The sequence below is a fragment of the Sphingobium sp. D43FB genome, from assembly GCF_002312805.1.
GTDB lineage: Bacteria > Pseudomonadota > Alphaproteobacteria > Sphingomonadales > Sphingomonadaceae > Sphingobium.
Window position 1 is genome coordinate 1 of record NZ_NMUA01000034.1, and the last position, 24,170, is coordinate 24,170.

The following is a 24,170-nucleotide window of genomic DNA, read 5'->3' on the forward strand; positions in this document are numbered from 1 at the left end:
CGCCTGCGGCGGCGGAGTTCGTCTCGTCGTTTGGAATACGCGGCATAACCATGGTGATATCTCATCCGCGCCCTCAAGGCTAAATTACCGGCGGTGCTTTGTCTCACCGTCGTTGGCACGGAGGGGGTGCCGCCGAGCGACGTGCCGCCATCGACGACCATGCTATGGCCGGTCACATAGCTTGCGTCATCCGAACAGAGCCAAAGCACCGCGTTTGCCATTTCCTCGGCCTTGCCCGGACGTCCCATCGGAATGGCGAACACGAGCCGATCGATGAAAGGTTGCGGCAGAGCGCTGATGAAGGGCGTGTCAACGAGCCCAGGGCACAGCGCGTTGATCCGGATGCCCTTGGCCGCGTAGTCCATCGAGGCTGCTTTGGTGAGACCGACCACACCGTGCTTGGTCGCGGTATAGGCGGACAAATTATAGCCGCCCATAAGGCCTGAGACCGAGGCCATGTTGACAATGGCACCGGTGACACCCCGGTCGAGAAAACTGCGCAGCTGCGCCTTCATGCAATAGAAGATCGCACTCAGGTTAACGTCGCTGACTCTGCGCCAGTTGGCGCTGTCGAGCTCCGCCAACGGCACGGTATTCGCCTCGATACCGGCATTGTTGATCGCGTTGTCGAGTCTACCGAGCTCGCCCCATATCGTTTCGATAAGGCGGGAGACTGACGTCTCGTCGCCGACATCGACATGATAAGCGCGCGCCAGACCGCCAGCCACTTGAATCTCCCTGGCGGCGGCATCCGCCGCCTCGAGGTTGATGTCCGCAATGGCAACCATGCCGCCGGCGGCTGCGAACGCACCGGATATAGCGCGTCCGATACCGGACGCGCCACCGGTCACAAGCGTAACCGTTCCAGCATAGTCGTAGGAAAGCTTACCCATCTTACAGCATCGCCGAGGCGACGGCATCGGAATAGCGCTGGAACCGGAGGATGTTGTGCCCCTCGTGCATGACACCGGCAGTGAGGCAGACGAAGGTGACATCCGCAACCGGATCGACCCAATAGATCGAGCTGCCGGCACCATTATTGCCGAACGTCCCCTCGGACGTCAGCGTGCCATATTGGCTGTAATTGAGAGTGCGCCCCTTCAGCGAGAAGCCCAATCCCAAATAGGCCGGATAAGCCTTCCAGCCCATTGAGAGCGCGAGCCAGCGATAGAGCTCATTCTCCATATCGCCCGTCCAGCACTGGGTCGCGAGCTCGATAGTGCGGGGCGCAACGATCCGGGCCCCGTCAAGCTCGCCGCCGCGGCGAAGCATCTCGGCAAAGCGCCACATATCGTCAGCGGTCGCCACGCAACCGACATGGGGCATCTCGGCGAACTCTTCCTCGAAGATGCCGTAGTCGCCCTTGTTGGTGTGACCGGGCGAAGTGATAGGCAAAGTGCCGCGCATGTCGGGAATGATATGGCGCGGCTGAAGGTCCTGGCGGACCCCCATGGCCGTGTTGTGCATCTTGAGCGGCTCGAACAAATCCTCGCGATATATGTCCCGCAGCGAACGCTTCTTGGGATCGGTGCGACGAATCGCTTCGCCCATCAGCGCATGATTGACGAGAGGCTGATAGTTGCAGCGCTGGCCAGGCTCCGTCATGCCGCTGACATAGCTGCAGATATCCGCAATGACTTCGTCGAGCTGATCCTGGAGCGCACCCGGACGGACTTCCCAAAGCCCCGGCCATCCGGCGGTGTGGGTCAGCAGGTGAAAAAATGTCGCCTGATCGCGCGGCGGGCCAGCGAATTCGGGAATGATCTCCGATACCTTCGTAGTCAGGGCGAAGCGGCCCATCTCGATGGCGCGCAAGGTCAGAATGTTGGTGAACGCCTTGGTCATCGAGAAGATGGAAAAAACCGCATCCTGGCTTATCGGCTTCTCCCCGGCAGCGTCGCTATGCCCAATCGTCTCGTTGAAGACGAGTTCACCACCACGGCCGACACGAACGGAGGCGCCATAATAAAGGCCCTTCGTGATATCCTCGCGGATCATCTCCTTGAAATAATCCAGTCGCTCCTGCCAGACTTGCGTCATATTCTCCTTGGTCCTTCTTCATTTTTGGCAGGCAGAACCGTGGGAGGCTCAGCGCTGCATGCTCTTCAATTCGCCAATCAGATGCCGACGACGCGCGAGCGCCGCCGTAACGAGGTCTGGCTGCCTCCATTCGCATCGCTCTGCGCCGCGCGCGAAACGCTGCAAGATGCCACATCGCGCATCAGGCGACTTCCCACCTGCATGAACATATGGCGATCTGGGGAGCTTTCAAACACGCGGGAGCGAAGCGCAGACGAATTTTCAACGATGCCGTCATTGCTCAGCCGTTCGTCCACGCACATCGAACGCATCCCTTCGGTACCAGCTTGCACCACCATTCCCCGCATTCGAGCAAAACAGTGCGCGTTGCATTCTAACGGAAAGGCCGGATGCACGGCAGCGCCAAATTTTCCCGATCGTTGATTTTAAGTCAATTAAAAGCCGGGTGGAGAGCCGGCTTGCCCAATATCATGTCGGCAGCCTTTTCACCGATCATGATCGCCGGCGCGTTCGTATTGCCGCCCGGGATCGCGGGCATGATCGATGCGTCGGCAATGCGCAGACCGGCTATGCCGCGAACACGCAACTGGCTATCGACGACCGACATCTCGTCATTGCCCATCCGACAGCTCCCGACCGGATGCCGCACGGTGTACAAGGCCCGACGCAAATATGCCGTCAGCTCTTCATCGCTTTGCACAATCAGACCGGGAGACATTTCCTCTTTGATAAGGCTGCTGAGCGGCTCGGCTTCATAAATCTTCCGAACCTGCCTCAGGGCACGAATGAACGTGTCGATATCCCGCTGATCCGAGAGCAGGTTCAGCTGGATCTTCGGCGGCTCAGCAGGGTTGGCGGAAGCGAGCTTGAGCGTACCGCGACTATGGGGCCGCAGCAACACAACTCCCGCTTCGATCCGATGCTCCTGACGACGCGTTATGCCAGGCACATAAATTTGCGCATCGCGCCGCAAAGGGTTGAAGAAGACCTGAACGTCGGGGCGATCCAACCATGGCTGGGTCTTTATGAGTCCTTGCGCGCTGAGCGGTTGGGTCGCAAAGGGACCCTTGCCGAGAACCGCCCACTGCAAGAAGTTCGCTACCACCTTGTCGATCCGCAACTGTCCGAGCGGCGTTACCGCCTCCTTGGTCAGATTCTCCATCATCGTTGCCGCATGGTCGGCTATGTTTGTGCCAACGCCTGGCAAATTGACGATGGGCACGATGCCAAGCGGCGCGAGATCATCTGCGTTGCCGATACCCGAAAGAAGCAGCAACCGGGGGGTATTGTAGACACCTGCCGAGAGAATGATTTCTTTGCGAGCCTGTACTTGCCGCAGCTTGCCGCGCTGCATGAACTCTATACCCACCGCCTTACCATCCTCAACGAGTATCCGCGTGGCTTTGGCATGAAGCTCAATCTTGAGATTCGATCGATGCATCGCAGGGCGCAGATATGTACGCGCGGTGCTCGATCGTCGGCCATGTTTATCAACAGTGATGTCAGACCCGGGCGAAATGCCTTCGAATGGCTCTGCGTCAAGATCATTGACTATGGGGTAGCCAAGGCTTCGTGCGGCTTCCACCAACGGCTCGGTAAGCATTCCGCGCGGGGCAACCGGAGTGGTCTTTAGCGGACCATCGACACCATGGTAGCGACTACTTGGCCGCCAGCTGCCTTCTGCGCGCTTGAAATAGGGAAGCACCTCTTCATAGGACCAGCCTTCGCACCCCATCTGGCGCCATTCGTCGTAATCGATGGGATTGCCGCGTGAATAGACCTTGCCGTTGATGGAGGACGAACCGCCCAGCAAACGCCCCTGCGGCAAGTCGATGCTCCGGTTGTCGAGATGGGGCTCGGGCTGCGATTTGAAACCCCAGTTCAGATTGGCGGGCCGGTTCCGGTAGAAGCCGATCCCCATGTGGAACACGAAATTCCAGTCCGATCCGCCGGCTTCCAGGACGAGAACCGAATTTGCGGGATCTTCCGAAAGCCTGGACGCGACGACACCGCCGCCCGAACCGGACCCCACCACGATATAGTCAAAATCAGTCATTGCTTCTCGTCCATTCATTCTGCCCGCTTGCAGGAAGCGGTCTGGGGGCGTTCGATCTCAAAGGCTTGCCATCAGCTTGCCGGCATTCTTGCCGCTCAACAGTAGATTGAGCCCCTGGGGTATGTCCGCAAATGGAACGACATGTGTCTGAACCTTGAGACTGTTCTGACGATAGAGATCAAGGAGCCGCGCATCGAGGTCGGCCCCCTGCCCATCAAAATCACCGGCCACATAGCCAAGCATGCTCGCCTCACGAAAAATGAGCATCGGCAGGTTTCGGATGCCGCGGTCCTGCTCACCGCCGCTTGCGTCATATTGCGAGATTGCTCCGCACATGACGATGCGGCATCGATGCGCCATGTGAAGAAGCGCCGCATCAAGCGTCCGACCGCCCACATTGTCGAAGAAGAGATCGATACCCTCGGGAAAATGCCGACCGAGCGCTTCGTCCAGATCTTCGGCCTTATAATTGATCGCGCCATCCAACCCGAGATCCTCGACCAGGTATCGGCATTTCTGCGCCCCTCCGGCAATACCGATGGTGCGGCAGCCCATATTCTTGGCAAGCTGCGCTGCGACCGCTCCAGTTGCGCCTGCGGCCGCCGATACCAGAATTGCATCACTCGATTTAGCCCTTCCTACGGCGAGCAGTCCGCCTGCCGCCGCGCGGCCCACATGCGAGAGGATCGTCATCTGTTCTGGATAAGGCATTTCCGACTCTGCAAGCGCCGGCCGGATATATCGGGCATCGACCGCGCAATAGCGCGCCCATCGCCACAAGCCGGTGACCACTTGTCCAGGCTCATAGCCATCGACACTGGAGCGACGGACAACGCCAATCCCTGTGCCGAGCATCAAATCCCCCTCGCGGACGGAGATGTATTGGAGCGCCGGGTCGAGCTTGGCCCAATTGAGATGGGTGGGATCAAGCGAGAGCAGCAACGATTCGACCAGCACCTCGCCCGGTCCAATGTCGACTTCCCCCTGATCGACCAGAGCAAAACAGGATGGATCGTAGGCACCTAAAGTCGGTCGTAAGATGGTCCACCCAGGATTGATCATATTGTCCGCTCCCTCGCCTGTCGGCCAATGTTATTGTTTGCCCATGCGTTCGTCGACTGGGTCCGGGAAAGCGTCATCATTCCCTCCCTTTCTCGTCAACCGACTTTTGGAGAGCAACGTTGATCTGAACTCAAGCGAACAGCGCAAAGCTCGCTCGCGAGATCGAGCTGGCGCACTATCCTTGCGCGACAGGCAAAAAGGAGCGAACCAATGGGTGCAGAATTATTGGGCAAAGTCGCGGTCGTCACGGGAGGCTCGTCCGGCATCGGACTGGGGATCGCACATCGGCTCGCGGCGCGCGGTTGCCATGTCGTGCTCATTGGCCGCAATCAGAAGGCTCTGGACGACGCGGCGGCCGAGATGAACGGCACGGGGTTTCAGACCGACGTGACCGATGCCGACGGGCTACGCCAGGTTGCCGAAGCGATCAAAGGGCGCTTTGGACGCCTCGACATCCTCGTCAACAATGCCGGCGTCGGCCCTGTGGCGCGCATGGCGGATATGACGAGGGCTGACTGGGCATGGATAATCGACACGAACCTGTGGAGCGTTATCAATGGCCTAGACGCGTTCCTGCCGTTGCTCCAAGCGAACACCGATCCGAGCTACATCCTCAACACATCCTCGATCAGCGGAATGTTCACCGGTCCCACCATCGGCGGCTATGCGGCAACCAAATATGCCGTGGTTGCAATGTCGGAGACGTTAGCGGCGGAGATGGCGCAGACCGGCGGCAAGACGAACGTCAGCGTCTTTCTGCCGGGTCCGGTGCGATCCAATATCCACGACAGTGATCGGAACAGACCCGCCGACCTGGGCGGCGGCCAACTCAAGAGCATGCGGCTCGAAGACGCTGAGGGGTTTGCAAATGTCTCGATACCATGGATGAACGCTGACGATGCCGGCGAGATCGCCGTCAGCGCGATGCTTGCTGGCAAGCTCTATATCTGGACACATCCCGAAGGCACCGCCCCTATTTCGGCCCGTTTCCGAACCATCGAACAATCGATAGAGGACAGCAAGGCAGGTTGAGGTCGGCGCGGGCCAGCGGCACGTCGAAAAGCCGCTGGACCAACCTTGGCAGTTCAGCCGATCGGAACGGACTTGGGAATAGTGGCCCAGAACTTAGGGTCATGGCTTGGAAACACCCGCGCGCCCTTGCGCTCAAGTGAGGAAAGAAGCTTGAGCGATTCCATAAACTGGTCGGCATTGTAGCAATTATCGGGCAGACGGAATTCGTCGAGCGAACGCTTGAGACTGCAGCAATCTCCCGTCAGAATGATGTCTCCCCCATCGGTCTGGACCTTTGCGGACTGATGGCCAGGCGTGTGGCCGAGCGTTGGAAATATGACGATCGTTCCATCTCCAAAAAGGTCGTGCTCTCCACGAATCTTCAGGAAAGGCTGGCCGAGGTCATATTCGCTGATTTCATAGATAGGGTCTTCGGCGACATTGTGAAAAGCATGATGATACTCGCTTTCCTGAACAATGATCGTTGCATTGGGAAAGTAGCTATTACCACCCGCATGATCAGTATGAAGATGCGAGACGATGATCCATCTGATTTCGACTGGATCGACGCCGATCGCGTGCAGCCTTTGGTCAATAGTATCCCCCTGCTCGAGATCAATGAAGCTGTCGGGCTCGGTGCCTTTGGGCCTAGCGAAGCGAGGTCCAAGTCCCGTGTCGAACAGCACAAGACCTTTGGGATGATCGATTAAGAAGGCCGTGACCGGCGCTCGGACCTCGCCCGGCTCCCCGCTAAGGAAGAAGGCAACGGGCATGTTCACATATCCGACTGTAAAGCCAAACAGGCGCACGCCATCGCCCGGCTTCCGCGGCGCGGTTGGAATTTCAACGGCGCTCATTTCTTCTCTCCACGATGATTTTATAACCTGATCACCCAGGGATCCAGCCCGTTGGGTGAACGCGATTCAAAGGTTCGCCAGAGCGTCCAAAACCTCTGCTGGCGGCATATCGGCTTCAAAGCGCCCACCGGGGAAGAGGGTCCAGCGACGATCCTGCTTTGGCAGTTGCGCGCTAGCCTTCACAAGGGCGTCAACGGTCCATTTCGCCCCTCCATTGCTGACATGATGGGCGGCATTCCACTCGTTGAACAGGAAGAGATCATCGCCCCATGCGCCAAAGACCCTGCCTGTAAATGGGCAGTCGGGGCTGGCGAGGAACAGCACGACCTGCGACACGTGCTCGGGCGAGTTTGGATCAAACCCTTCACGTGGCGCCATCATCTCCATCATTTCTGGCGGAGCCCCCTCAAGCATGCGCGTCCGCGCCATGGGAGCGATCGCGTTTGCCCGGGCGCCAAGTGGCGCGAGCTCAAGAGCTGCCGAAATGGTAAGTGCGGCAACGGCCGCCTTGGTTGCACTGTAGATATTGATCGGCGACAAGGGGTGAAGGCCCGCCGGGGACGCTGTGTTGACGATGGCGCGCCCCTTCTTTGGTCCGACCTTGCGCCAATGTGCAGCCGCCGCATTCATGGTTGCAGTCACGCCCTTGAAATTGACGGCAGCGGAGAGATCCCAGTCCTGCTCCGACATCTCGCCAAAGGCAGAAATTCGACTGATGCCGGCATTATTGACGATAATGTCGATGTCGCCAAAAGCAGCGATCGCGCCATCAACCATTGCATGCGCACCGTCCCAATCCGCGACGCTGCGCGTGTCGGCAACTGCCGTCCCACCCAAAGCCTCGATCTCGGCCACGACCGACTGGGCGGGCCCCGCATCTCCACCCTCCCCCGTATTGGATCCGCCCAGATCGTTTACCACAACCTTGGCGCCCGCAGCTGCCAGCGCTAGGGCGTGTTCGCGGCCAAGCCCTCGGCCACCACCAGTCACTAGGGCGACCTTGCCAGCAATAGACATAGGCATCTCTCCTTCGAACAACAGGCATGGGCGTGACAAGCACGCCCATGCGATCTGAATTTATAGCGTTTGTTCTGTGCTCTCAGGCGGCCAATTCAAGCGAGATTTTTACCCGCGAGTTGACCTGACATCACGCGAAGACCGCTTTGTCCCATTCGGCGCGGCGATGAGCTATGTCCGCCTTGAGTGCCTCCATTCGGGCGTGAGTCTTTCGAGCCTCTTCGAGCATCCAGTCGCGGAATGGCTTGAAGCTGGGATTTCGCGGAGTCCGATCCGGCCAGATGAAGTTATAGCTGCAGTCATCGGGCGTAGAGATCGGAAACGGCATGATCAGCGTTCCCGCCTCCAGATCGTCCAGGATCAGCGGCAGTTGGGCCATCGCGATTCCCACGCCATCCGTCGCTGCCTGATATGCTAGGCTGGAGCTCTCGAACTGCATCGTGCTAGCGCCGATCAGATCGGACATCCCCGCTTCTTTGAGCCAGAGAGTCCAATTCGACGGACGCGCGGTCGAGTGAAGCAACGTATGGCGCGCCAGATCGGAGATCTGTTTCAACGGAATTCCCTGTTGCAACAGTTTCGGACTGCAAACCGCGACAAGGTCCGCTTCGAAAAGATGGCGCACCACAGATTGGGGCGTTTCTTCGTTGCCGAGTTTGATTGTCGCGTCGAGATCGTCGCGCTGAAAATCGACGGCTGTGAGGTTCATCGTCAGCTGGAGATTGTTGCCAGGATGTTGAGAGTAGAATGAGTGCATCCGTGGCATGAGCCACCGCAGCGTGAAAGTCGATGAGGTCGACACGCGCAGTGGCGCGCCCTCTGGCACTTCGATCAGTTGCTCTGTTGCCGACTTGATAAGAGCGAAGGCATCGGTGATTTTCGTCAGATACTCGACACCCTCCTGGGTCAGGCTGACTTCTCGGTTCGCGCGGTGGAATAGCTGAAGCGATAGAAAATCCTCAAGCACCCTGATCTGCCGGCTTACCGCGCCTGGAGTGACGCCAAGCTCGGATGCCGCCATTGTGAAACTGAGCTTTCGCCCGGCGCACTCGAAGGCCCGTAGCGCCGTAAGGGGCGGTATCCGCATCCTCTCATCCTTTTACAATTACTATATTTGAGAGCCACGCATCCCGCGCCGAAGCAAGAGTGCGATCTCACACTGCATGGTGCCCAATTTGTGAGTTTAGATCAACCGTGCAGAAACCCTTTCGATTGCGGCGTGGCAGAGCCGGCTCCTATCACAGGCGATAGACAGTGCCAGGAGCACATTTGTAAAAGGCGGGAGAGGAATGGACTTCACATTACCCGAAGACGCGCGAATGATCGGGGAACTGACAGCGCGCTTCGTTGCGGACGAGCTGATCCCGCTGGAGCGACTTGTAATCGAACGCGAAGCCAATCGCGGCATGGGTGGCGATCCGCTAATCCCCCCCGAGATCGAGGACAAGCTGAAGGCGCGCTCCAAGGCATTAGGTTTGTGGGGCATCGATGTTCCCGTGCAGTTCGGCGGCCACGGCATGAGCGCTCTGATAAAATGCATCGTCACCGAGCAGATGTTCTATTCCATCACTCCGTTTATCTTGCCTCCTGACAGCCCTAATCTGCACTTCCTTCAGGAATCGTGCAAAGGCAACCAGATAGAACGCTACCTACTCCCTTATGCGTCGGGTGAGAAGAAGTCGTGCCTGGCGCTCACTGAAGCGGGTGCCGGTGCCGATGCCGGAGCGATCAAGCTGAAGGCGGAGCGACGCGGCGATAAGTGGGTGCTGAATGGCGAAAAAATGTGGATCAGCGGAGCGCGTACCGCAGATTTCATGATCGTCATCGCGGCGACAGACCTTAGCAAGGGGACGCGGGGCGGCATGACCGCGTTCCTCATCGACCAGGGCACGCCCGGGGTGACGGTGCCGCAGGAATTTTCGGTCATCGGCGGCAATTTCCACGCCTATTCCGTCAATTTCGATGAGGTTACGGTAGACGACGACCAGGTCCTTGGCGACGTCGGGCAAGCATTCGCTCCGCTGCAGAACCGGCTCGGCATCCGCCGCATGGAGTGCGCCTGCTGGTGCCTTGGTTATGCGCAGCGCGCGCTCGACATGATGATCGAGCAGGCCAAAGCGCGCGTCACCTTCGGCGCGCCACTGGCGGAACGACAGACCATACAGTGGTGGATTGCAGATAGCTTCCAAGAAATCGAGATGGTGAAGTTGCTCACCTATCGCCTCGCTTGGCAACTTGATCAGGAGATAGACGAAGGTAAGCGTGCGGAAATCCGCCGGGGAGCCGCGATGGTCAAGGTCCAGGCCACCGAAATGGCGACCCGCGTGATCGACCGGGCGATCCAGATGTTCGGTGGCATGGGGCTGAGCAAGGAGCTGCCGCTCGAATTCATGGCGCGAGAAGTCCGCGTCCTGCGCATCGTCGAAGGTCCCTCCGAGGTCCATCGCTGGATGATTGCGCGCGAACTGCTTCGTGACGGGAGGCCGAGCGAGATATGACCGGCCAAACCGCCCTAGAAGGTATCCGGGTCCTTGAACTGTCCGGACTTTATGGCGCCTATTGCGGGAAATTGTTCGCGGACATGGGGGCGAACGTCACGCTGATGGAGCCACTTGCTGGTTCACCAATGCGTGACAAGCCACCGTTTATTGGCGACAAACCGGGAGAGAATAACAGCCTGGCCTTCGCCTATTTTGCAGCCAACAAGCAAAGCGTCTCAACGGACCTGAAAACCGCGGATGGGCAGAGGGTGTTGTTGCAGTCTGCATCGGAGGCGGACTTACTGATCCTTTCCGATCACCCCGACGCTGACGCAGTGGACCTGGAGGCGCTGTGCGTTGCCAATCCACGGTTAGTTTGCACCCGGATCACGCCATATGGGAGCAGCGGCCCTTATAGCACTTTTTCTGGTGACGATCTCACACTCATGGCGATGGGTGGGCTTCTCACCATGGCCGGTTATCCTGACTGTGCGCCGGTCGTCGCCTATGGCGAACAGGGTCTGCTTGCCGCAGATCAGTTTTCGGCCGTCGCGTCGCTGGCCGCAGTTCTGCGCGCAGAGCGAACCGGGCGCGGCGAGCTTATCGACCTCTCGATCCAGGAGGCCATCGTGATGGCCCTAGAGAATGCCGCGCAAACCTATCAACTCGAAGGCAAGGTGCGTAACCGTTCCGCGAGTGCGCGCCGAGCAGGAAGCGGCATCTTCCCATGCAAAGACGGTCAAATCTACCTTTTGGCCGGTGGTATTGGGGAAACGGCCATGTGGGGAAGCTTCGCCCGCTGGATGGCAGCACAAAATATCTCTGGCACTGAAATCTTCGCGGCACAGGAATGGAACGACACAGCGCCAGGCGCTAATGAAATATTTCAGGCCATTTTCCTGCCGTTTGCAATGACCCAAACAAAAGATCAGCTTTATCAGGGTGGAAAGACCTGGGGCGTTCCCATTGCTCCTATGTCGACACCCGTTGACCTGCTGAGTAACCGCCAGCTTCTCCATCGCAAATATTTCGTCGAACTTCCTGCAGGTTCGCCGCTTAGCGGCACTCCAGTCCCTGGCGCGCCCTACAAGCTGAGCGCCACGCCATGGAAACTGCGCACGCCCGCTCCCGTGCTAGGGAGACTAGATCCTAAGGACGCTACGCAATGACTGAGCTCCCACTTTCCGGCGTTAAAGTTGTCGATTTTTGTTGGATCGGCGCCGGCTCTTATACGACCAAGTTGCTCGCTGATTTGGGCGCGGATGTTATCAAGGTCGAAAGCAGCAAATCCCTCGATAGCCTCCGCCTTGCTGCGCCCTATGCGGGCGGGATCAAGGGTGTCAATCGCAGCGGCTATTTCGCGGATCGAAACAGTTCCAAGCGCAGCATCACCATAAACATGAAGGATCCTCGCGGAGTCGCGATCGTCCATCAGTTGATCCAGGACTGCGACATAGTTGCCAACAACTTCCGTCCGGGCACGATGGATAAGCTCGGTGTGGGTTATCAGGCGTTGCGAGAGATGAATCCCGGCCTTATTTTCATCGGTATGTCGATGAATGGCGACGAGGGCCCCGATCGTACGATGCTGGGCTATGGGATCACCATAGCCGCCCTTACCAGTTTTCTTGGACTAAGTGGATATCCCGATCGGGAGCCCACCGGCACGGGAACTAACTATCCCGATCATGTCCCTAATCCCTGTCACGGCGCTTTTGCGATCATGTGCGCACTGCGGCATAAAAATCGGACCGGTGAGGGGCAGTTGATCGACATGGCTCAGACTGAGCCGATGCTGAGTTTGATGCCAATCCCAGTGATGGACTACAGCGTGAACGGGCGAATGGCTGGCCGGATCGGAAACCGCCTTGAAGGCTACTCGCCGCGCGGCGTTTATCCGGTTCAAGGCGAAGATCGCTGGATCGCGATCAGCGTTAGTTCGGACGAGCAGTGGCTGGCGCTCTGCTCTATCTTGGGCGGCCCGGATCTCGTCAATCCGGAATGGGAGAAAGAAGTAGGGCGCCACACGGCGATGGACGAGATAGATCGCGCAATTGCGACACAAACAGCCGACCGGGACGGATATGCCTTGATGCAGAATCTGCAGGCACAGGGAGTGACCTCCGGCGTTGTGCAGAATGCTTCGGACCTTGTGGACCGAGACCCCCAACTCAAGCACCGCAATCATTGGCGCTATCTTCCGCACAAGGAAATGGGCGATTCACTTTACAACGGTCCTCCCTTCCAGTTTGCTTCGGGACCGATCGGACCTCGTTTCGCCGCGCCTTTGCTGGGCGAGCATAATCGCGAAGTACTAACAGGAAAAGCCGGCTTGGATGACCTAGACATCCATGATCTCGTCGAACAGGACGTTCTCGTTTAAATGCGAGCATCCTTGCAGCAACCATAAAATAACGGCGCACACCGGTATTTTTACGAAAGCAGCATGACACGATTTTGCCGCTCCACAGCGGGACACTGGGTGCCAGCTACAATCAAGAGCTTAGCGTGGGCATCGTGAAGCTGGGTGCCAATTATTCCTATACCAGCCGCTACTATCATGAACCTGATAATGTCCTCTCCCAGCCCAGCTACTCGATGCTTTGGCAGCACGATTGCCTACGAGACCAAGGCTTGTTTAACCTTCAGCCTGTGGGGCAAGAATCTCACGAACGAAGCGGTTGAGGTCGTCGGGGGCGTACAGACCTTCGGTACGCTCGGGCTCACCCGCTCCGCTTACGGACAACCACGCACCTATGGTGCGACCGTCTCGGCGGCTTTCTGATCAAAACATGGACAGCGCGGAACGCCGTGCCAGCGCTGCCCATGACCAGAAATTCATGCCGCGCTTTTATCGAACACTCATATCAGGTCCGGCCGACGCCGTTGGAGATAGGGCACAAGAGAAGCCCTCCTGCCAAAGGCCTCCTTTCAAAAGAGGTCCTCTTGCCGAAGGTCAAAAGATAGGCCAGCTAGACCACCCAAAAGGACGCGGTATGGCTGGCCTACCTTTCGGAATAGATTGCGAATTATAGTTTCATGACGAACGGATTGGCCACCGGTGCGCTGTGGTTGAGGAATATGCTCTTGGCCTCGAGATTGGCCATGATCGCGTCCATGCCATTTTCGCGTCCCGCACCGCTGTCCTTCACGCCACCAAATGGCATCGTGACACTCAACATACGATAGCTGTTGATCCATACCGTGCCGGCCGCCAACTTCTCGGACATCCGGAATGCGCGTCCAAAATCTTGCGTCCATACGCCAGCGGCCAGACCGAAATCACTGTCGTTGGCGATCTGCAGCGCATCTGCCTCGTCCTTGAATCGGATGACCGACAAAATTGGACCGAAGACCTCTTCTCGCGCAATCCGCATCTGATTGTTGACGTCGGTGAATATGGTCGGCTGAACAAACCATCCTTTCCGATCAATGCGCTCGCCGCCAAGAACGCACTGGGCCCCCTCCCCGCGAGCGATCGCTATATAGGCCAGAACCTTTTCAAACTGATCCTGAGTCGTGACAGGACCGATTTGGGTTCGCTCGTCGGTAGGATCGCCGACAACCGCTGTCTTTGCAATTGCGAGCAACCGCTCAACAAACTCGTCGTGGATGTTCTCTTGCACCAGCAGGCGCGAGCCTGCGATGCAGCTCTGACCAGAGGCAGCAAAGATGCCCGAAATGACGCCATTTGCTGCTGCTTCCAAGTCAGCATCATCAAAAACGATATTGGGCGACTTTCCGCCCAGTTCCAGATCGCAGCGCGCGAAACGCGCTGCTGCGATCTGGTTGATCGCGCGCCCAGCCTGTGTGCCCCCAGTGAAGCTGATGCGTGCGACCTTGGGATGCCGCACCAAGGGATCTCCAGCTTCGGCGCCGAATCCCGTGATGACGTTGAATACGCCCTCGGGAAAGCCTGCCTCCTGCACGAGACGAGCAAATTCAAGCGCCGACGCCGAGCTATGTTCGGACGGCTTGTGAATGATGGTACAACCGGCTGCAAGAGCCGGAGCAATCTTGGCAGCGGCCAGTAAGAGTGGAGAATTCCATGGTGTAATGGCAGCGACCACGCCAATGGGTTCATAGCGCGTATAGCCAAAAACGCCGGGTCGCCCGACCGGCGGAACCGATCCTTCGATCTTGTCAGCGAGGCCGGCGTAATAGTAGTAAATCTCGGGAAGATATCCTGTCTGGGCCCGCATCTCCGTAAGGAGCTTGCCGTTGTCCCGAACCTCTATCTCGGCGAGCCTGGGTGCGGCTTTGACCAGAAGATCAGCGAGCCGCCGCAACAGCGCTCCACGCGCGGATGCGGAATAGCCAGACCATGGCCCGGAGAGCGCCGCATGGGCGGCCTGTACCGCAGCGTTCACATCTTCAACGCCGCCGCGCGGAACAGCCGCCCAAGCTTCCTCGGTCCAAGGCTCAACAGACTGGAAGGTTTGACCTGAGGCAGCGGCGACAAATTGGCCGCCGATGAACATCTGATATTCTTTCACGCTACCTCACCATCATTCATCAGTCTGTGGAGCCGACAAGCCTCAATCAGCCTTGGCCAACCAATCGTTCGCCCTTCGAGAAGCGAGCAAGGCCCTCGCTGCCAGCAGCTGTCAGGCGATTTATCTCATCAATCTTGCCGATACCGAAGTTGAATGCGCCGTCCCAGTCGATTTCGACCGGAATTTGATCCATGGCTCCCTTGCTGATCGTAAGAGCGGTCTGATTGAACTGGCCAATCTTTGCAGCAATAACCTCCGCTTCAGGCAGTAACTGATCATGCGGAACAACCTTGTTGACCAGCCCCCAACGTTCGGCGGTCGCACCGTCGATCCGCTCGGTCGTGAACATCATCCAAGCATGGCGTTTACGGGTAAGCGAATATTGCGTCGACGGCCCTGCCAGTCCAGGATAGGTGGCAAAGCCCATCTCGGGCATACCCATCGAAGCGCGTTCAGAAGCAACCGCGAGATCGCACACATTGATCAGCGTCACCCCACCGCCGAGCGCCAGACCGTTCACGGCCGCAATGAAGACCGCCGGATGCGCACGGATCGCAACGTTCACCGCCTGCCAGGAAGTGGCAGGATCAGCCTCGACACCCGCTTCACGGTCGGCGCTGGCTTCCTTGAGATCTAGCCCCGCACAGAAGCTCACATCGGTCCCGGTGAGCACGATGACACCGAAGCGCCCTTTGAGAGCCTCCATCGCTTCGAGCATCGCAATGCGAGCGGCCTTATTCATCGCGTTGCGCTTGTCGGGACGGTTGATGCGCAGAACGGCATAGCCCTCCTTCTCTTCGACCACTACCAGATTTTCTTCGTTCACGATTTTCTCCACATCTTTGCGCGCGCGGGAGTGCGCGACAACCATTGTTGTTGATCAGGCCGCTGCGGCACCCGGGAAGTAAATCGCCTTGGATTCCAGAAAGACTTCGAGCCCCTCTGGACCACCCTCCCGACCGATGCCGGATTGCTTGAAGCCCCCAAAAGGGACGCCGGGGTCGATTTGTAGCCCGTTGATGCTGATATTACCGGTACGCACCTGGCGCGCGATCCGTTCGGCACGCGCGAGATCGTTCGAAAACACGGTGCCGGACAGGCCGAATTGGCTGTTGTTAGCAATCGCGATGGCTTCTTCGTCGCTGGAATAGCTCAGCACCGAAACCACCGGACCGAAAATTTCCTCCTGTGCTATCGCCATGTCCGGCGTCACATCCGCGAAAATGGTCGGCTCGACAAAATAACCACGGTTAAAGCCACCATTGCTACCTCCACTGATCAGCTTTGCACCTTCCGATCGCCCGGCATCGATATAGCCAAGAACACGATCGCGCTGGCGGGCCATCGATAGCGGTCCCATGGTCGTCGTCTCGTCCCAAGGATCGCCCAGTTTGATAGTCTCGACCGCCGCCACAAAGGCACCCAGTATCTCGTCCCGGCGCTTTTCAGGAACCAGAACCCGTGTCTGCGAAAAGCAGATCTGTCCGGAAAATGGCATTGCAAAAGCTGTAATCGTTCCGATAGCCGTTTCGAGATCAGCGTCCTCGCAGATGATCGCTGCCGACTTTCCACCCAACTCCAGGCTACAGCGTGCGACCCGCTCGGCGCATACCGCACCGATATGCTTGCCCGCGGCGGTCGATCCGGTGAAGCTTACCTTGTCTATCCTCAGGTCACGGATAAGGCTGTCGCCTGCCTCCCGCCCTGCCGGTACGATGTTGAGAACCCCTGCCGGAAGTCCGGCTTCTTCAGCGCATTCAGCAAGTATCAAGGCGTCAAGCGGCGTCTCTGGGCTGGGTTTGACGACGAATGTGCATCCCGCCAGCAGCCCGGCCGCCAGCTTCTGCGATAAAAGGATGAGAGGCGCGTTCCAGGGCAATATCAGCGCGCAAACGCCAACGGGCTCCCGAACGACCCTCGCATGCCCTTGGAAGGTCGGTCGCACGTCCTCAAATGCGAAAGTGGCAGCGAGGTCTGCATAATAGTTGTAATAAGACGGGATCAGTCCCGTGAACATCGAGGTGAAGCCGATTGTAGCTCCGACCTGTGCTGTCCAGATCCTGGAGAGCAGCGGAATGCGCGCTGCGATAGCCTCACCCATTTTCCTGAGGATTTCACCGCGCTGAGCCGGCGCCATGCGCGGCCAAGGGCCCTGATCGAATGCGCGGCGTGCAGCGTCAACCGCATCAGAAATGTCGGCGGCGCTGCCGCCAGGAACTGTCAGAATAATCTGCTCGGTGATAGGCGAAACCAGGTCCAGCGTTTCGCGACCACGCGGCTCGCGCCACTCGCCATTTATGAAGAAGTGCTTGCGAACACGCTCAGACAACTCAGTTTCCGGATTTAGCCGGTCCAGAAAATCCATCAGACACTCCTCTCCGAATGCACAACTGGAGCTGGGCACACAGCCCGGCTCCAGTTTTCAACTTCAGGCCGCCGGCCGAAACTTAGGGAGCGTCACTTCTTCGGTGACCTTGTCGAAAACGACTTCAACGGGCATGCCGACGACCAGTTCGCGCTCGCCAAGCTCGACGATGCTCGAGAGAAGCCTGACGCCCTCTTCAAGTTCGACCTCGATGACAGGATAAGGAACATCGTCGCCGAAGCCGGCAAAATATTTCTGATGCATCACGACGAAGGAGCTGATCGTCCCCTTACCGGAGAGCTCGACCCATGACCAATTTCCGTCACGTGTGACCGGAGAAACCGGCGAGGGCGGAAAGAAGAAGCGCTTTGAGATGTTGCACTGCTGCGCCAGCAGCCTGCCTTCCCTGGCTCCCTCAAAGAAGGGGCCGCTCCATTTGTCTGCCTCAGGCAGTGGCTTGTTATAGGTCATGCGTCGTTCCTGATGATGATCGAGCCGGCAACAGCGGTGGCAAGGATGAACTGAAGGGCCTTGACGTCCTTGATCTGACGCTCAGCGGAGACTTCACCACGGAGCTGACGCACCCCTTCCACTATGAGTGCCCATCCCTGCATGTAACTCTCGGACAGGTGGCCACCGCTCGTATTCGTTGGCCAGCGCCCCTTGCCCAGTTGCAGCATGCCATCACGCACAAACTGGCCACCTTCGCCTTGCTTGCAAAAGCCCATTCCCTCCAGGGCGAAAAGCACCGTGGGCGAGAAATTGTCGTAGATCATCAGACCGTCAATGTCGTTGCGGCTAATGCCGGCCCGATCATAGACCTGCGACTCGACCTTCTTGAGTGCAGGATACCAATAGTCGTTCGGCGGAAGCGAGTTCTGCGAGAAATCATCCTGCCGCGCGAAGCCCGACACGTAGACAGGCTTCTTTTTCATGTCCTTGGCTCGCTCCGGGGTCGTCATGATCCAGGCCACGCCGCCGTCGTTAATCAGGCAATAATCGAGCAAATGCAGCGGATCGCAGATGAACCGGCTGTTTTGATGATCTTCGAGCGTAATCGGCTTCTTCATAACCGCCGCAGGGTTCTTCGTCGCATGGTCCCGAAATGCGACAGCGATGTGCGCGAGATCCTCGGACATCGTACCGAATTGCGCCATATGCCGACGAAACATCATCGCGTGCGATGCGCCCGGCGACGTAAAGCCCCAGGGTGCCCAGAAATTGGGGTCACCACCGTACTTCATCGCTGCGGAACGGCCGTCATTACCGTAGACCAGGGCGATGGTAGTGGCTGCGCCCGAGGCAATCGCCTCTGCCGCCATCATCAGCGCGATCGCGGAGAAACGTCCGTGCGCCGGCGTCGACTGCAGATAGGGTGTATTGAGGTTGGAAACCTCAGCAAAGCGGTCATAGGGAAGTCGATTAAGAATTACGCCGTCGATGTCATCGAAGCTGATGCCCGCGTCATCGACTGCCGCCTTCAACGCCGAGACGCCCAGGCCAACCGCATCGGTTTCAGGAAACACACCATAATCGGTGGATCCCACGCCCACGATACAGGCCTTGTCGCGATAGTTCCAATCCAGCATTTCGCTCCCCAAAATAATGGCGCGGTCGCTGTTTGCTGCCGCATCCGCCTGGCCCGCACGGCCATGCTGCTGAGGTTCGAATGCTTGCTGGGAGGTCTTACTGTCAAACGACCAAAAGTCAGTTCGATTGATTTTAGATCACGCGAAGGCTGTTTTATCCACCTAGGGTAATCAGGCGTTTTTGCCGCTTCCCTTGAAGCTTTTCCAGAATGAAGATCGATCGCCTATCGTGGGATCATGTCCTGTAAACAGCTTTGAGACTATGCGCCTCAACCAAACCGTTCCGGGATCGGCGTGGGACCTGCGATGCCAGAACTGCTTGAGTTCAACGGCGGGTGACTGAAAGGGCAATGCCAGCATTTTGAGCCCTGTAAGTTTGGTGTAAATTCTTCCTACAGCCAAGGGTACCGTCGTGATCATGTCCGATTGAGATATGAGGAGAGGAACGCTCATGAAATGAGGCGATCGGAGGACCACATGGCGTTCCAAGCCGAGCGTCTCCAGACGCCGTTCAAACACTTCCTGACTCCGCCCGTCCTGCTCGATGATCGCATGCTCTGCCCGAATAAATTGCTCGACGCTCAAGCTTTCGCCGATGTCGGGATGATCGACGCGCGCCAAGCAGACGAAAGTTTGATCGAACAGCTTCTGGGAGAAGAGATTGTCGCTATCGAAACCATAGAAGTACCCCAAAGCGAGATCGACATCCCCATCAACCAACGCACCCTTTAACTCCCTCGTCGGTAACGTGACCGACTGCACTGTTACGCGAGGCGCCTTCTGCCTAATGCTTGCCATAAGGTCGGGCAGGAAGGTTAACTCACCCAAGTCAGACAGGCTGAGGACAAAGCACCGGTCTGACGATGCTGGATCAAACGGACCAGCTGGCACGATATCGGACTGCACAGTCGCGATGATCCGTGCGACCGGTTCACGCAATCTCTCGGCAACTGCTGTAGGCACCATTCTGCCCCCCTGCCGGAGGAAGAGTTCGTCACCGAAGTGCGCGCGAAGGCGCTTTAGCGACAAGCTGACACTGGGCTGGGTAACCGACAGCGCTTCGGCAGCCGCCGACGCGCTACGGTGGATGAAGAGTGCTTCCAACACCTTGAGAAGGTTAAAATCCAGATCGGAATAAGCCATGCTTATAGTTTCTATAAGTGAATGAGTAATGCTTATAACGCCAACTTCCAGTAGATTCAAACCGTCTGTTTTAGGAGAGAGTCATGGTTGAAACTATCGCGGCCAAAGCGCCCGAGTTTCTTTACAACAACTGGTATGTGGCTGGCTGGAGTGCCGATCTCGCCCCGGGCGAGCGGGTCGCGCGGACCTTCCTCAACCAGTCAGTTGTGATTTTTCGGACCGAGAGCGGTCAGGCCTCCGCGCTGGAAGATCGCTGCTGTCATCGTGCTCTGCCTTTAAGCTTTGGCACCGTGGACGGAGAGCGCATTCGTTGCAGCTATCACGGCTTAGAATACAATGTGGCAGGAAAATGCGAGAAAATCCCGGCCCAGGATAAAATTCCTCCGACGGCTTGCGTTCGCCATTACCCCTTAGTTGAACGAGACTCGCTCCTGTGGATTTGGATGGGAGATCGCGAGCTGGCACAGGAGAGCGAGATTCCCGCTCATCGCTGGCACGCAAATTCTCGTTTCAAATGGAAAAGTCACCATTTCGACATTCAGGGCAATTGGGAGCTGATGATCGAGAACCTGATGGATCTTTCGCACCTGCCCTACATCCATGCCAATACAATTGGTGGCAACCCCGAGCTTCACTTTGGCGTAAAGACCAATTCGACACGGGAAGGCAACCTTGTTCGGGTTTCGCGCTACATGCCCAATTCGGAACCACCTCCGACATACCGTGCAGCGAAGAATTTCGCCGGGAAAGTGGATCGGTGGCAGGAGATCGAATTCCAGCCCGTGCTGATCCGCATTAATACAGGTGCGTGCGACGCGGGGACAGGCGCTTATGAAGGCGCGCGCGATCATGGCTTTTCCATGATTGGTTTTCACGGGATCACGCCGGAGACGGAAACAACCACTCACTATTTCTGGTCGGTCGCAACTGACGCGGTGACCGAAGGGGGCCCCGAGCAGATCTTTCAGCAAACGGCAGACACGTTCCGCGAAGATCAGGAAGTTCTTGAATTACAGCAACTAAGGATCAGTGCGGAACCTGATCGCCCACTTCTCGATATCGCGAGCGACATCGGGAGCCGTCAAGCGCGGCAGGTGTTGCGACGCTTGATGAAGGCAGAGCGGGAACCGGGACTGGTCGCAGCCTGACACTTATCGAGCGCCTTAATGGTCCGAGATGATTGATATCCGACAACGCAAAAGCTGAGGCGCTAAAATTATGATTTCAGGAGTTTGAGTTGAGCGAACCTCTAGGATCCAAAGGTACGACGTGGCCGCGCAATGCCTGGTACGTCGCCTGCACACCGGATGAAATTGCACAGAAGCCATTGGGCCGCCAGATTTGCGGCGAGAGAATGGTCTTTTACCGTAAGGCCAGTGGTGACGCTGTTGCGCTTGAGGATTTCTGCCCTCATCGCGGTGCACCGCTTTCGCTGGGTTTTGTGCGCGAAGATTTGCTCGTGTGCGGATATCATGGTCTGGCAATGGGATGCAAAGGCCAAGCGGACAATATGCCTGGCCAGAAGGTCAGGGGATTCCCACCGATCCGCTCTTTTCCAATCGTTGAGCGCTACGGTTTCATCTGGGTTTGGCCGGGGGATGCCGAGCAAGCGAGCTTGGACAAACTCCACCATTTGGAATGGGCCGAAAGCGACGAATGGGCCTATGGAGGCGGCCTATTCCATATCAAGTGCGACTATCGCCTGATGATCGATAACCTCATGGATCTCACCCATGAGACCTACGTCCATGCGTCGAGCATCGGACAGAGGGAAATCGATGAAGCGCCAGTCAAGACTCGCATCATCGGGGATGAAGTTCACACCAGCCGCACGATGGACAGCATAAAAGCTCCACCCTTCTGGCAGATGGCTCTGCGAGGGGCTGGTCTAGACGGGGATTCCACGGTGGATCGGTGGCAGATTTGCCGCTTCTCGTTGCCCAGTCATGTGATGATCGAGGTCGGCGTGGCGCTAGAAGGGTCCGGGGGCTACGAAGCTCCCATGGACAGAAAAGCCGCGAGCATCGTGGTCGACTTCATTACCCCAGAAACGGAAACGTCACACTGGTATTTCTGGGGCATGGCACGACAATTTGCTGTCGATAACGAACTGTTGACGGATGAAATCCGAGAGGGCCAAGGCGGAATTTTCAGTGAAGACCTGGACATGCTTGAGCAACAGCAGGCCAATCTTCTGCTTTATCCTGAACGCCGCCTGCTAAAACTCAACATCGATGCTGGCGGTGTCCGATCCAGAATGATGATCGACCGGGTCATCGCCGCAGAGTGTGAAGAAGCATCGAAGGGCAGCGGTACGGGATTTGAGCAAGTCGCTGCCTGACGATGAACTGATGAACCGTGTATCCCTCAATGACGACGGCAGGTGCCCGGTCCACATTTATCAAAATGGTTTAACGAAAAGGAGTAGGACATGTCCGACAATCGCGGCGTCGTTTATCTCGGAGCTGGCAAGGTAGAGGTCCAGTCGATCGGAGATCCCAAACTTGAGGCCCCCGACGGGCGGCGCATCGAACATGCCGTCATACTAAAGGTCGTGACCACAAACATTTGCGGCTCCGACCAGCATATGGTCCGCGGCCGCACCACCGCGCCCGAGGGCTTGGTGCTCGGGCATGAAATTACCGGCGAGGTGATCGAGAAGGGCGCGGATGTCGAGATGCTCGAGATCGGTGACATCGTGTCGGTTCCCTTCAATGTGGCATGCGGTCGCTGCCGCACCTGTAAATCGCAGGACACCGGCGTTTGCCTTACCGTCAATCCGTCGCGCGCCGGCGGTGCCTATGGTTATGTCGACATGGGCGGCTGGATCGGTGGCCAAGCCAAATATGTGATGGTGCCGTATGCCGACTTCAATCTGCTGAAGTTCCCCGATCGCGATCGGGCGATGGAACGGATCCGTGACCTCACCATGCTATCCGACATCCTTCCCACAGGCTTCCATGGCGCCCTCAAGGCCGGCGTCGGTGTGGGATCAGTCGTCTATGTCGCAGGCGCGGGACCGGTTGGACTTGCCGCAGCTGCGTCAGCTCGTATCCTGGGCGCCGCGGTGGTTATGGTGGGCGATTTCAACAAGGATCGCCTCGCGCATGCCGCAAAGGTGGGCTTCGAGGCAGTTGACCTGTCGAAGAGTGACCGGCTGGGTGACCTCATCGCCGACATCACCGGCAGCAATGAGGTTGACTCTGCTATTGATGCGGTAGGCTTCGAAGCCCGCGGCCACGCGGGCGGCGAGCAGCCAGCGATCGTTCTCAACCAGATGATGGAGATAACGAGAGCTGCTGGGCAAATCGGCATTCCCGGCCTCTACGTGACCGAGGATCCCGGTGCGGTCGACAGCGCAGCAAAGCAAGGCAGCCTGTCTCTTCGCTTTGGTCTGGGTTGGGCTAAGGCCCAATCCTTTCACACCGGTCAGACACCTGTCCTGAAATACAACCGCCAGTTGATGATGGCCATTCTTCACGGTCGTCTGCCGATCGCTGATATTGTCAATGCTCAGGTCATCCCGCTCGAGGACGCGCCGAAGGGCTATGAGATATTCGATCATGGTGCCCCGCAGAAGTTCGTTCTTGACCCTCATGGGATGGTCGCGAAGGCAGCCTGACTTCAGGGGAGGTTGTCAGCCAGCCTCCCCCTGCCTCCCCCTACTCCACTAACCAGTGCGATCGGCGGGGGATGAAGATCCCTCGGTAAATGTCTGAGCCGGATCCTTTCCGACCGACGATCGTCACGGACTATCTCCTGGCGATTTTCGATAAGGCGCTGAAAGACTATCTGGCGGAATTCAAGGCCGGTCTTCTCGCATTCGCCTCGACATTCAACGTAACCGACCGGTTGAGGCCGCCTGCCTTGCTGTGACGTGAGCGCGTAATGGACGTCCATAAGGACGTCGTTATGGACGTCCTGAGCCAAAGCGAGGGACGGCGGTGGAGATATTGGGCCGGGAACGGCGTCGTCGGTGGAGCAACGCGGAGAAGCTCGAGATCGTCGCCGCTGTGGGAATGAACGGAGAGACGTTGGCGCGCGTCGCGCGGCG

General features: G+C 57.8%; 22 protein-coding genes. 8 read left to right on the plus strand and 14 right to left on the minus strand.

The window, feature by feature from the left end; translation table 11 throughout:
• The 5 genes from SxD43FB_RS19900 to SxD43FB_RS19920 form a co-directional block, all read right to left on the minus strand.
• Positions 1–893: glucose 1-dehydrogenase (locus SxD43FB_RS19900; RefSeq protein ID WP_141249553.1), on the minus strand; the 893-nt coding region annotated here is incomplete at its 3' end.
• Between the two features lies 1 nt (position 894).
• The gene (locus tag SxD43FB_RS19905) at positions 895–2,040 is read right to left on the minus strand and encodes a serine hydrolase domain-containing protein (protein WP_096063670.1); all 1,146 of its coding nucleotides are present in this window, start codon (positions 2,038–2,040) and stop codon (positions 895–897) included.
• A gap of 77 nt (positions 2,041–2,117) precedes the next feature.
• Positions 2,118–2,342, minus strand: coding sequence for a hypothetical protein (locus SxD43FB_RS19910; protein ID WP_141249554.1), 225 nt, complete (start codon positions 2,340–2,342; stop codon positions 2,118–2,120).
• A gap of 128 nt (positions 2,343–2,470) precedes the next feature.
• Positions 2,471–4,096 (minus strand): GMC family oxidoreductase N-terminal domain-containing protein, encoded by a 1,626-nt coding sequence (locus tag SxD43FB_RS19915; RefSeq protein ID WP_176482859.1) that lies wholly within the window; start codon positions 4,094–4,096, stop codon positions 2,471–2,473.
• A 57-nt stretch (positions 4,097–4,153) separates the two neighbouring features.
• Entirely contained in the window at positions 4,154–5,158 is a 1,005-nt protein-coding gene (locus tag SxD43FB_RS19920) for an NADP-dependent oxidoreductase (protein WP_096063673.1), read from the minus strand.
• 210 nt (positions 5,159–5,368) lie between these two features.
• On the opposite strand from SxD43FB_RS19920, the gene SxD43FB_RS19925 reads away from it, so the two are divergent.
• Positions 5,369–6,190 (plus strand): SDR family NAD(P)-dependent oxidoreductase, encoded by an 822-nt coding sequence (locus tag SxD43FB_RS19925; RefSeq protein WP_096063674.1) that lies wholly within the window; start codon positions 5,369–5,371, stop codon positions 6,188–6,190.
• A gap of 53 nt (positions 6,191–6,243) precedes the next feature.
• Here the strand turns inward: SxD43FB_RS19925 and SxD43FB_RS19930 are convergent, their stop codons facing one another.
• The 3 genes from SxD43FB_RS19930 to gcvA form a co-directional block, all read right to left on the minus strand.
• Entirely contained in the window at positions 6,244–7,026 is a 783-nt protein-coding gene (locus SxD43FB_RS19930; RefSeq protein WP_096063675.1) for an N-acyl homoserine lactonase family protein, read from the minus strand.
• Between the two features lie 66 nt (positions 7,027–7,092).
• A complete protein-coding gene (locus SxD43FB_RS19935; RefSeq protein ID WP_176482860.1) occupies positions 7,093–8,043 on the minus strand; it encodes an SDR family NAD(P)-dependent oxidoreductase in 951 nt (316 codons plus the stop codon).
• Between the two features lie 130 nt (positions 8,044–8,173).
• Positions 8,174–9,130, minus strand: a complete 957-nt coding sequence (gene gcvA, locus SxD43FB_RS19940) for a transcriptional regulator GcvA (RefSeq protein ID WP_096063677.1) — start codon at positions 9,128–9,130, stop codon at positions 8,174–8,176.
• Between the two features lie 232 nt (positions 9,131–9,362).
• Here gcvA and SxD43FB_RS19945 point away from each other — a divergent pair, with 232 nt between their 5' ends.
• From SxD43FB_RS19945 to SxD43FB_RS19955, 3 genes are read left to right on the plus strand one after another with little or no spacing between them, the layout of a single operon-like run.
• The gene (locus SxD43FB_RS19945; RefSeq protein WP_217988815.1) at positions 9,363–10,541 is read left to right on the plus strand and encodes an acyl-CoA dehydrogenase family protein; all 1,179 of its coding nucleotides are present in this window, start codon (positions 9,363–9,365) and stop codon (positions 10,539–10,541) included.
• Positions 10,538–11,692, plus strand: a complete 1,155-nt coding sequence (locus SxD43FB_RS19950) for a CoA transferase (RefSeq protein ID WP_096063679.1) — start codon at positions 10,538–10,540, stop codon at positions 11,690–11,692. The genes SxD43FB_RS19945 and SxD43FB_RS19950 overlap by 4 nt, the downstream gene beginning before the upstream one ends.
• Positions 11,689–12,906 carry a CoA transferase gene (locus SxD43FB_RS19955; protein WP_096063680.1) on the plus strand — a complete coding sequence of 406 codons (1,218 nt, stop codon included), beginning with the start codon at positions 11,689–11,691 and terminating at the stop codon, positions 12,904–12,906. Before SxD43FB_RS19950 ends, SxD43FB_RS19955 begins: the two co-directional genes overlap by 4 nt.
• Positions 12,907–13,552: 646 nt before the next feature.
• Here the strand turns inward: SxD43FB_RS19955 and SxD43FB_RS19965 are convergent.
• The 6 genes from SxD43FB_RS19965 to SxD43FB_RS19990 all read right to left on the minus strand — a co-directional run bounded on the left by SxD43FB_RS19965 (position 13,553) and on the right by SxD43FB_RS19990 (position 20,116).
• Positions 13,553–15,019: an aldehyde dehydrogenase gene (locus tag SxD43FB_RS19965; RefSeq protein ID WP_096063682.1), complete on the minus strand. Its 1,467-nt coding sequence runs from the start codon at positions 15,017–15,019 to the stop codon at positions 13,553–13,555.
• Positions 15,020–15,065: 46 nt separating this feature from the next.
• Positions 15,066–15,845, minus strand: coding sequence for an enoyl-CoA hydratase/isomerase family protein (locus tag SxD43FB_RS19970; RefSeq protein ID WP_176482861.1), 780 nt, complete (start codon positions 15,843–15,845; stop codon positions 15,066–15,068).
• A gap of 54 nt (positions 15,846–15,899) precedes the next feature.
• Positions 15,900–17,384, minus strand: a complete 1,485-nt coding sequence (locus SxD43FB_RS19975) for an aldehyde dehydrogenase (RefSeq protein ID WP_096063684.1) — start codon at positions 17,382–17,384, stop codon at positions 15,900–15,902.
• 63 nt (positions 17,385–17,447) lie between these two features.
• Positions 17,448–17,855, minus strand: a complete 408-nt coding sequence (locus SxD43FB_RS19980) for an OB-fold domain-containing protein (protein WP_096063685.1) — start codon at positions 17,853–17,855, stop codon at positions 17,448–17,450.
• Positions 17,852–18,973 (minus strand): lipid-transfer protein, encoded by a 1,122-nt coding sequence (locus tag SxD43FB_RS19985; protein ID WP_096063686.1) that lies wholly within the window; start codon positions 18,971–18,973, stop codon positions 17,852–17,854. The genes SxD43FB_RS19980 and SxD43FB_RS19985 overlap by 4 nt, the downstream gene beginning before the upstream one ends.
• Before the next feature lie 171 nt (positions 18,974–19,144).
• On the minus strand, positions 19,145–20,116 hold the full coding sequence (locus SxD43FB_RS19990; protein WP_096063687.1) for a LysR family transcriptional regulator: 972 nt from the start codon (positions 20,114–20,116) through the stop codon (positions 19,145–19,147).
• 83 nt (positions 20,117–20,199) lie between these two features.
• Here SxD43FB_RS19990 and SxD43FB_RS19995 point away from each other — a divergent pair, with 83 nt between their 5' ends.
• From SxD43FB_RS19995 to SxD43FB_RS25375, 4 genes are all read left to right on the plus strand, one after another.
• Positions 20,200–21,264, plus strand: coding sequence for an aromatic ring-hydroxylating dioxygenase subunit alpha (locus SxD43FB_RS19995; protein WP_096063688.1), 1,065 nt, complete (start codon positions 20,200–20,202; stop codon positions 21,262–21,264).
• Positions 21,265–21,353: 89 nt separating this feature from the next.
• Complete coding sequence (locus SxD43FB_RS20000) at positions 21,354–22,457, plus strand: aromatic ring-hydroxylating dioxygenase subunit alpha (protein ID WP_096063689.1); 1,104 nt, start codon at positions 21,354–21,356, stop codon at positions 22,455–22,457.
• A gap of 90 nt (positions 22,458–22,547) precedes the next feature.
• A complete protein-coding gene (gene fdhA, locus SxD43FB_RS20005) occupies positions 22,548–23,738 on the plus strand; it encodes a formaldehyde dehydrogenase, glutathione-independent (RefSeq protein WP_096063690.1) in 1,191 nt (396 codons plus the stop codon).
• Between the two features lie 89 nt (positions 23,739–23,827).
• Positions 23,828–23,992, plus strand: coding sequence for a hypothetical protein (locus tag SxD43FB_RS25375; RefSeq protein WP_176482862.1), 165 nt, complete (start codon positions 23,828–23,830; stop codon positions 23,990–23,992).
• Positions 23,993–24,170 lie beyond the last annotated feature (178 nt).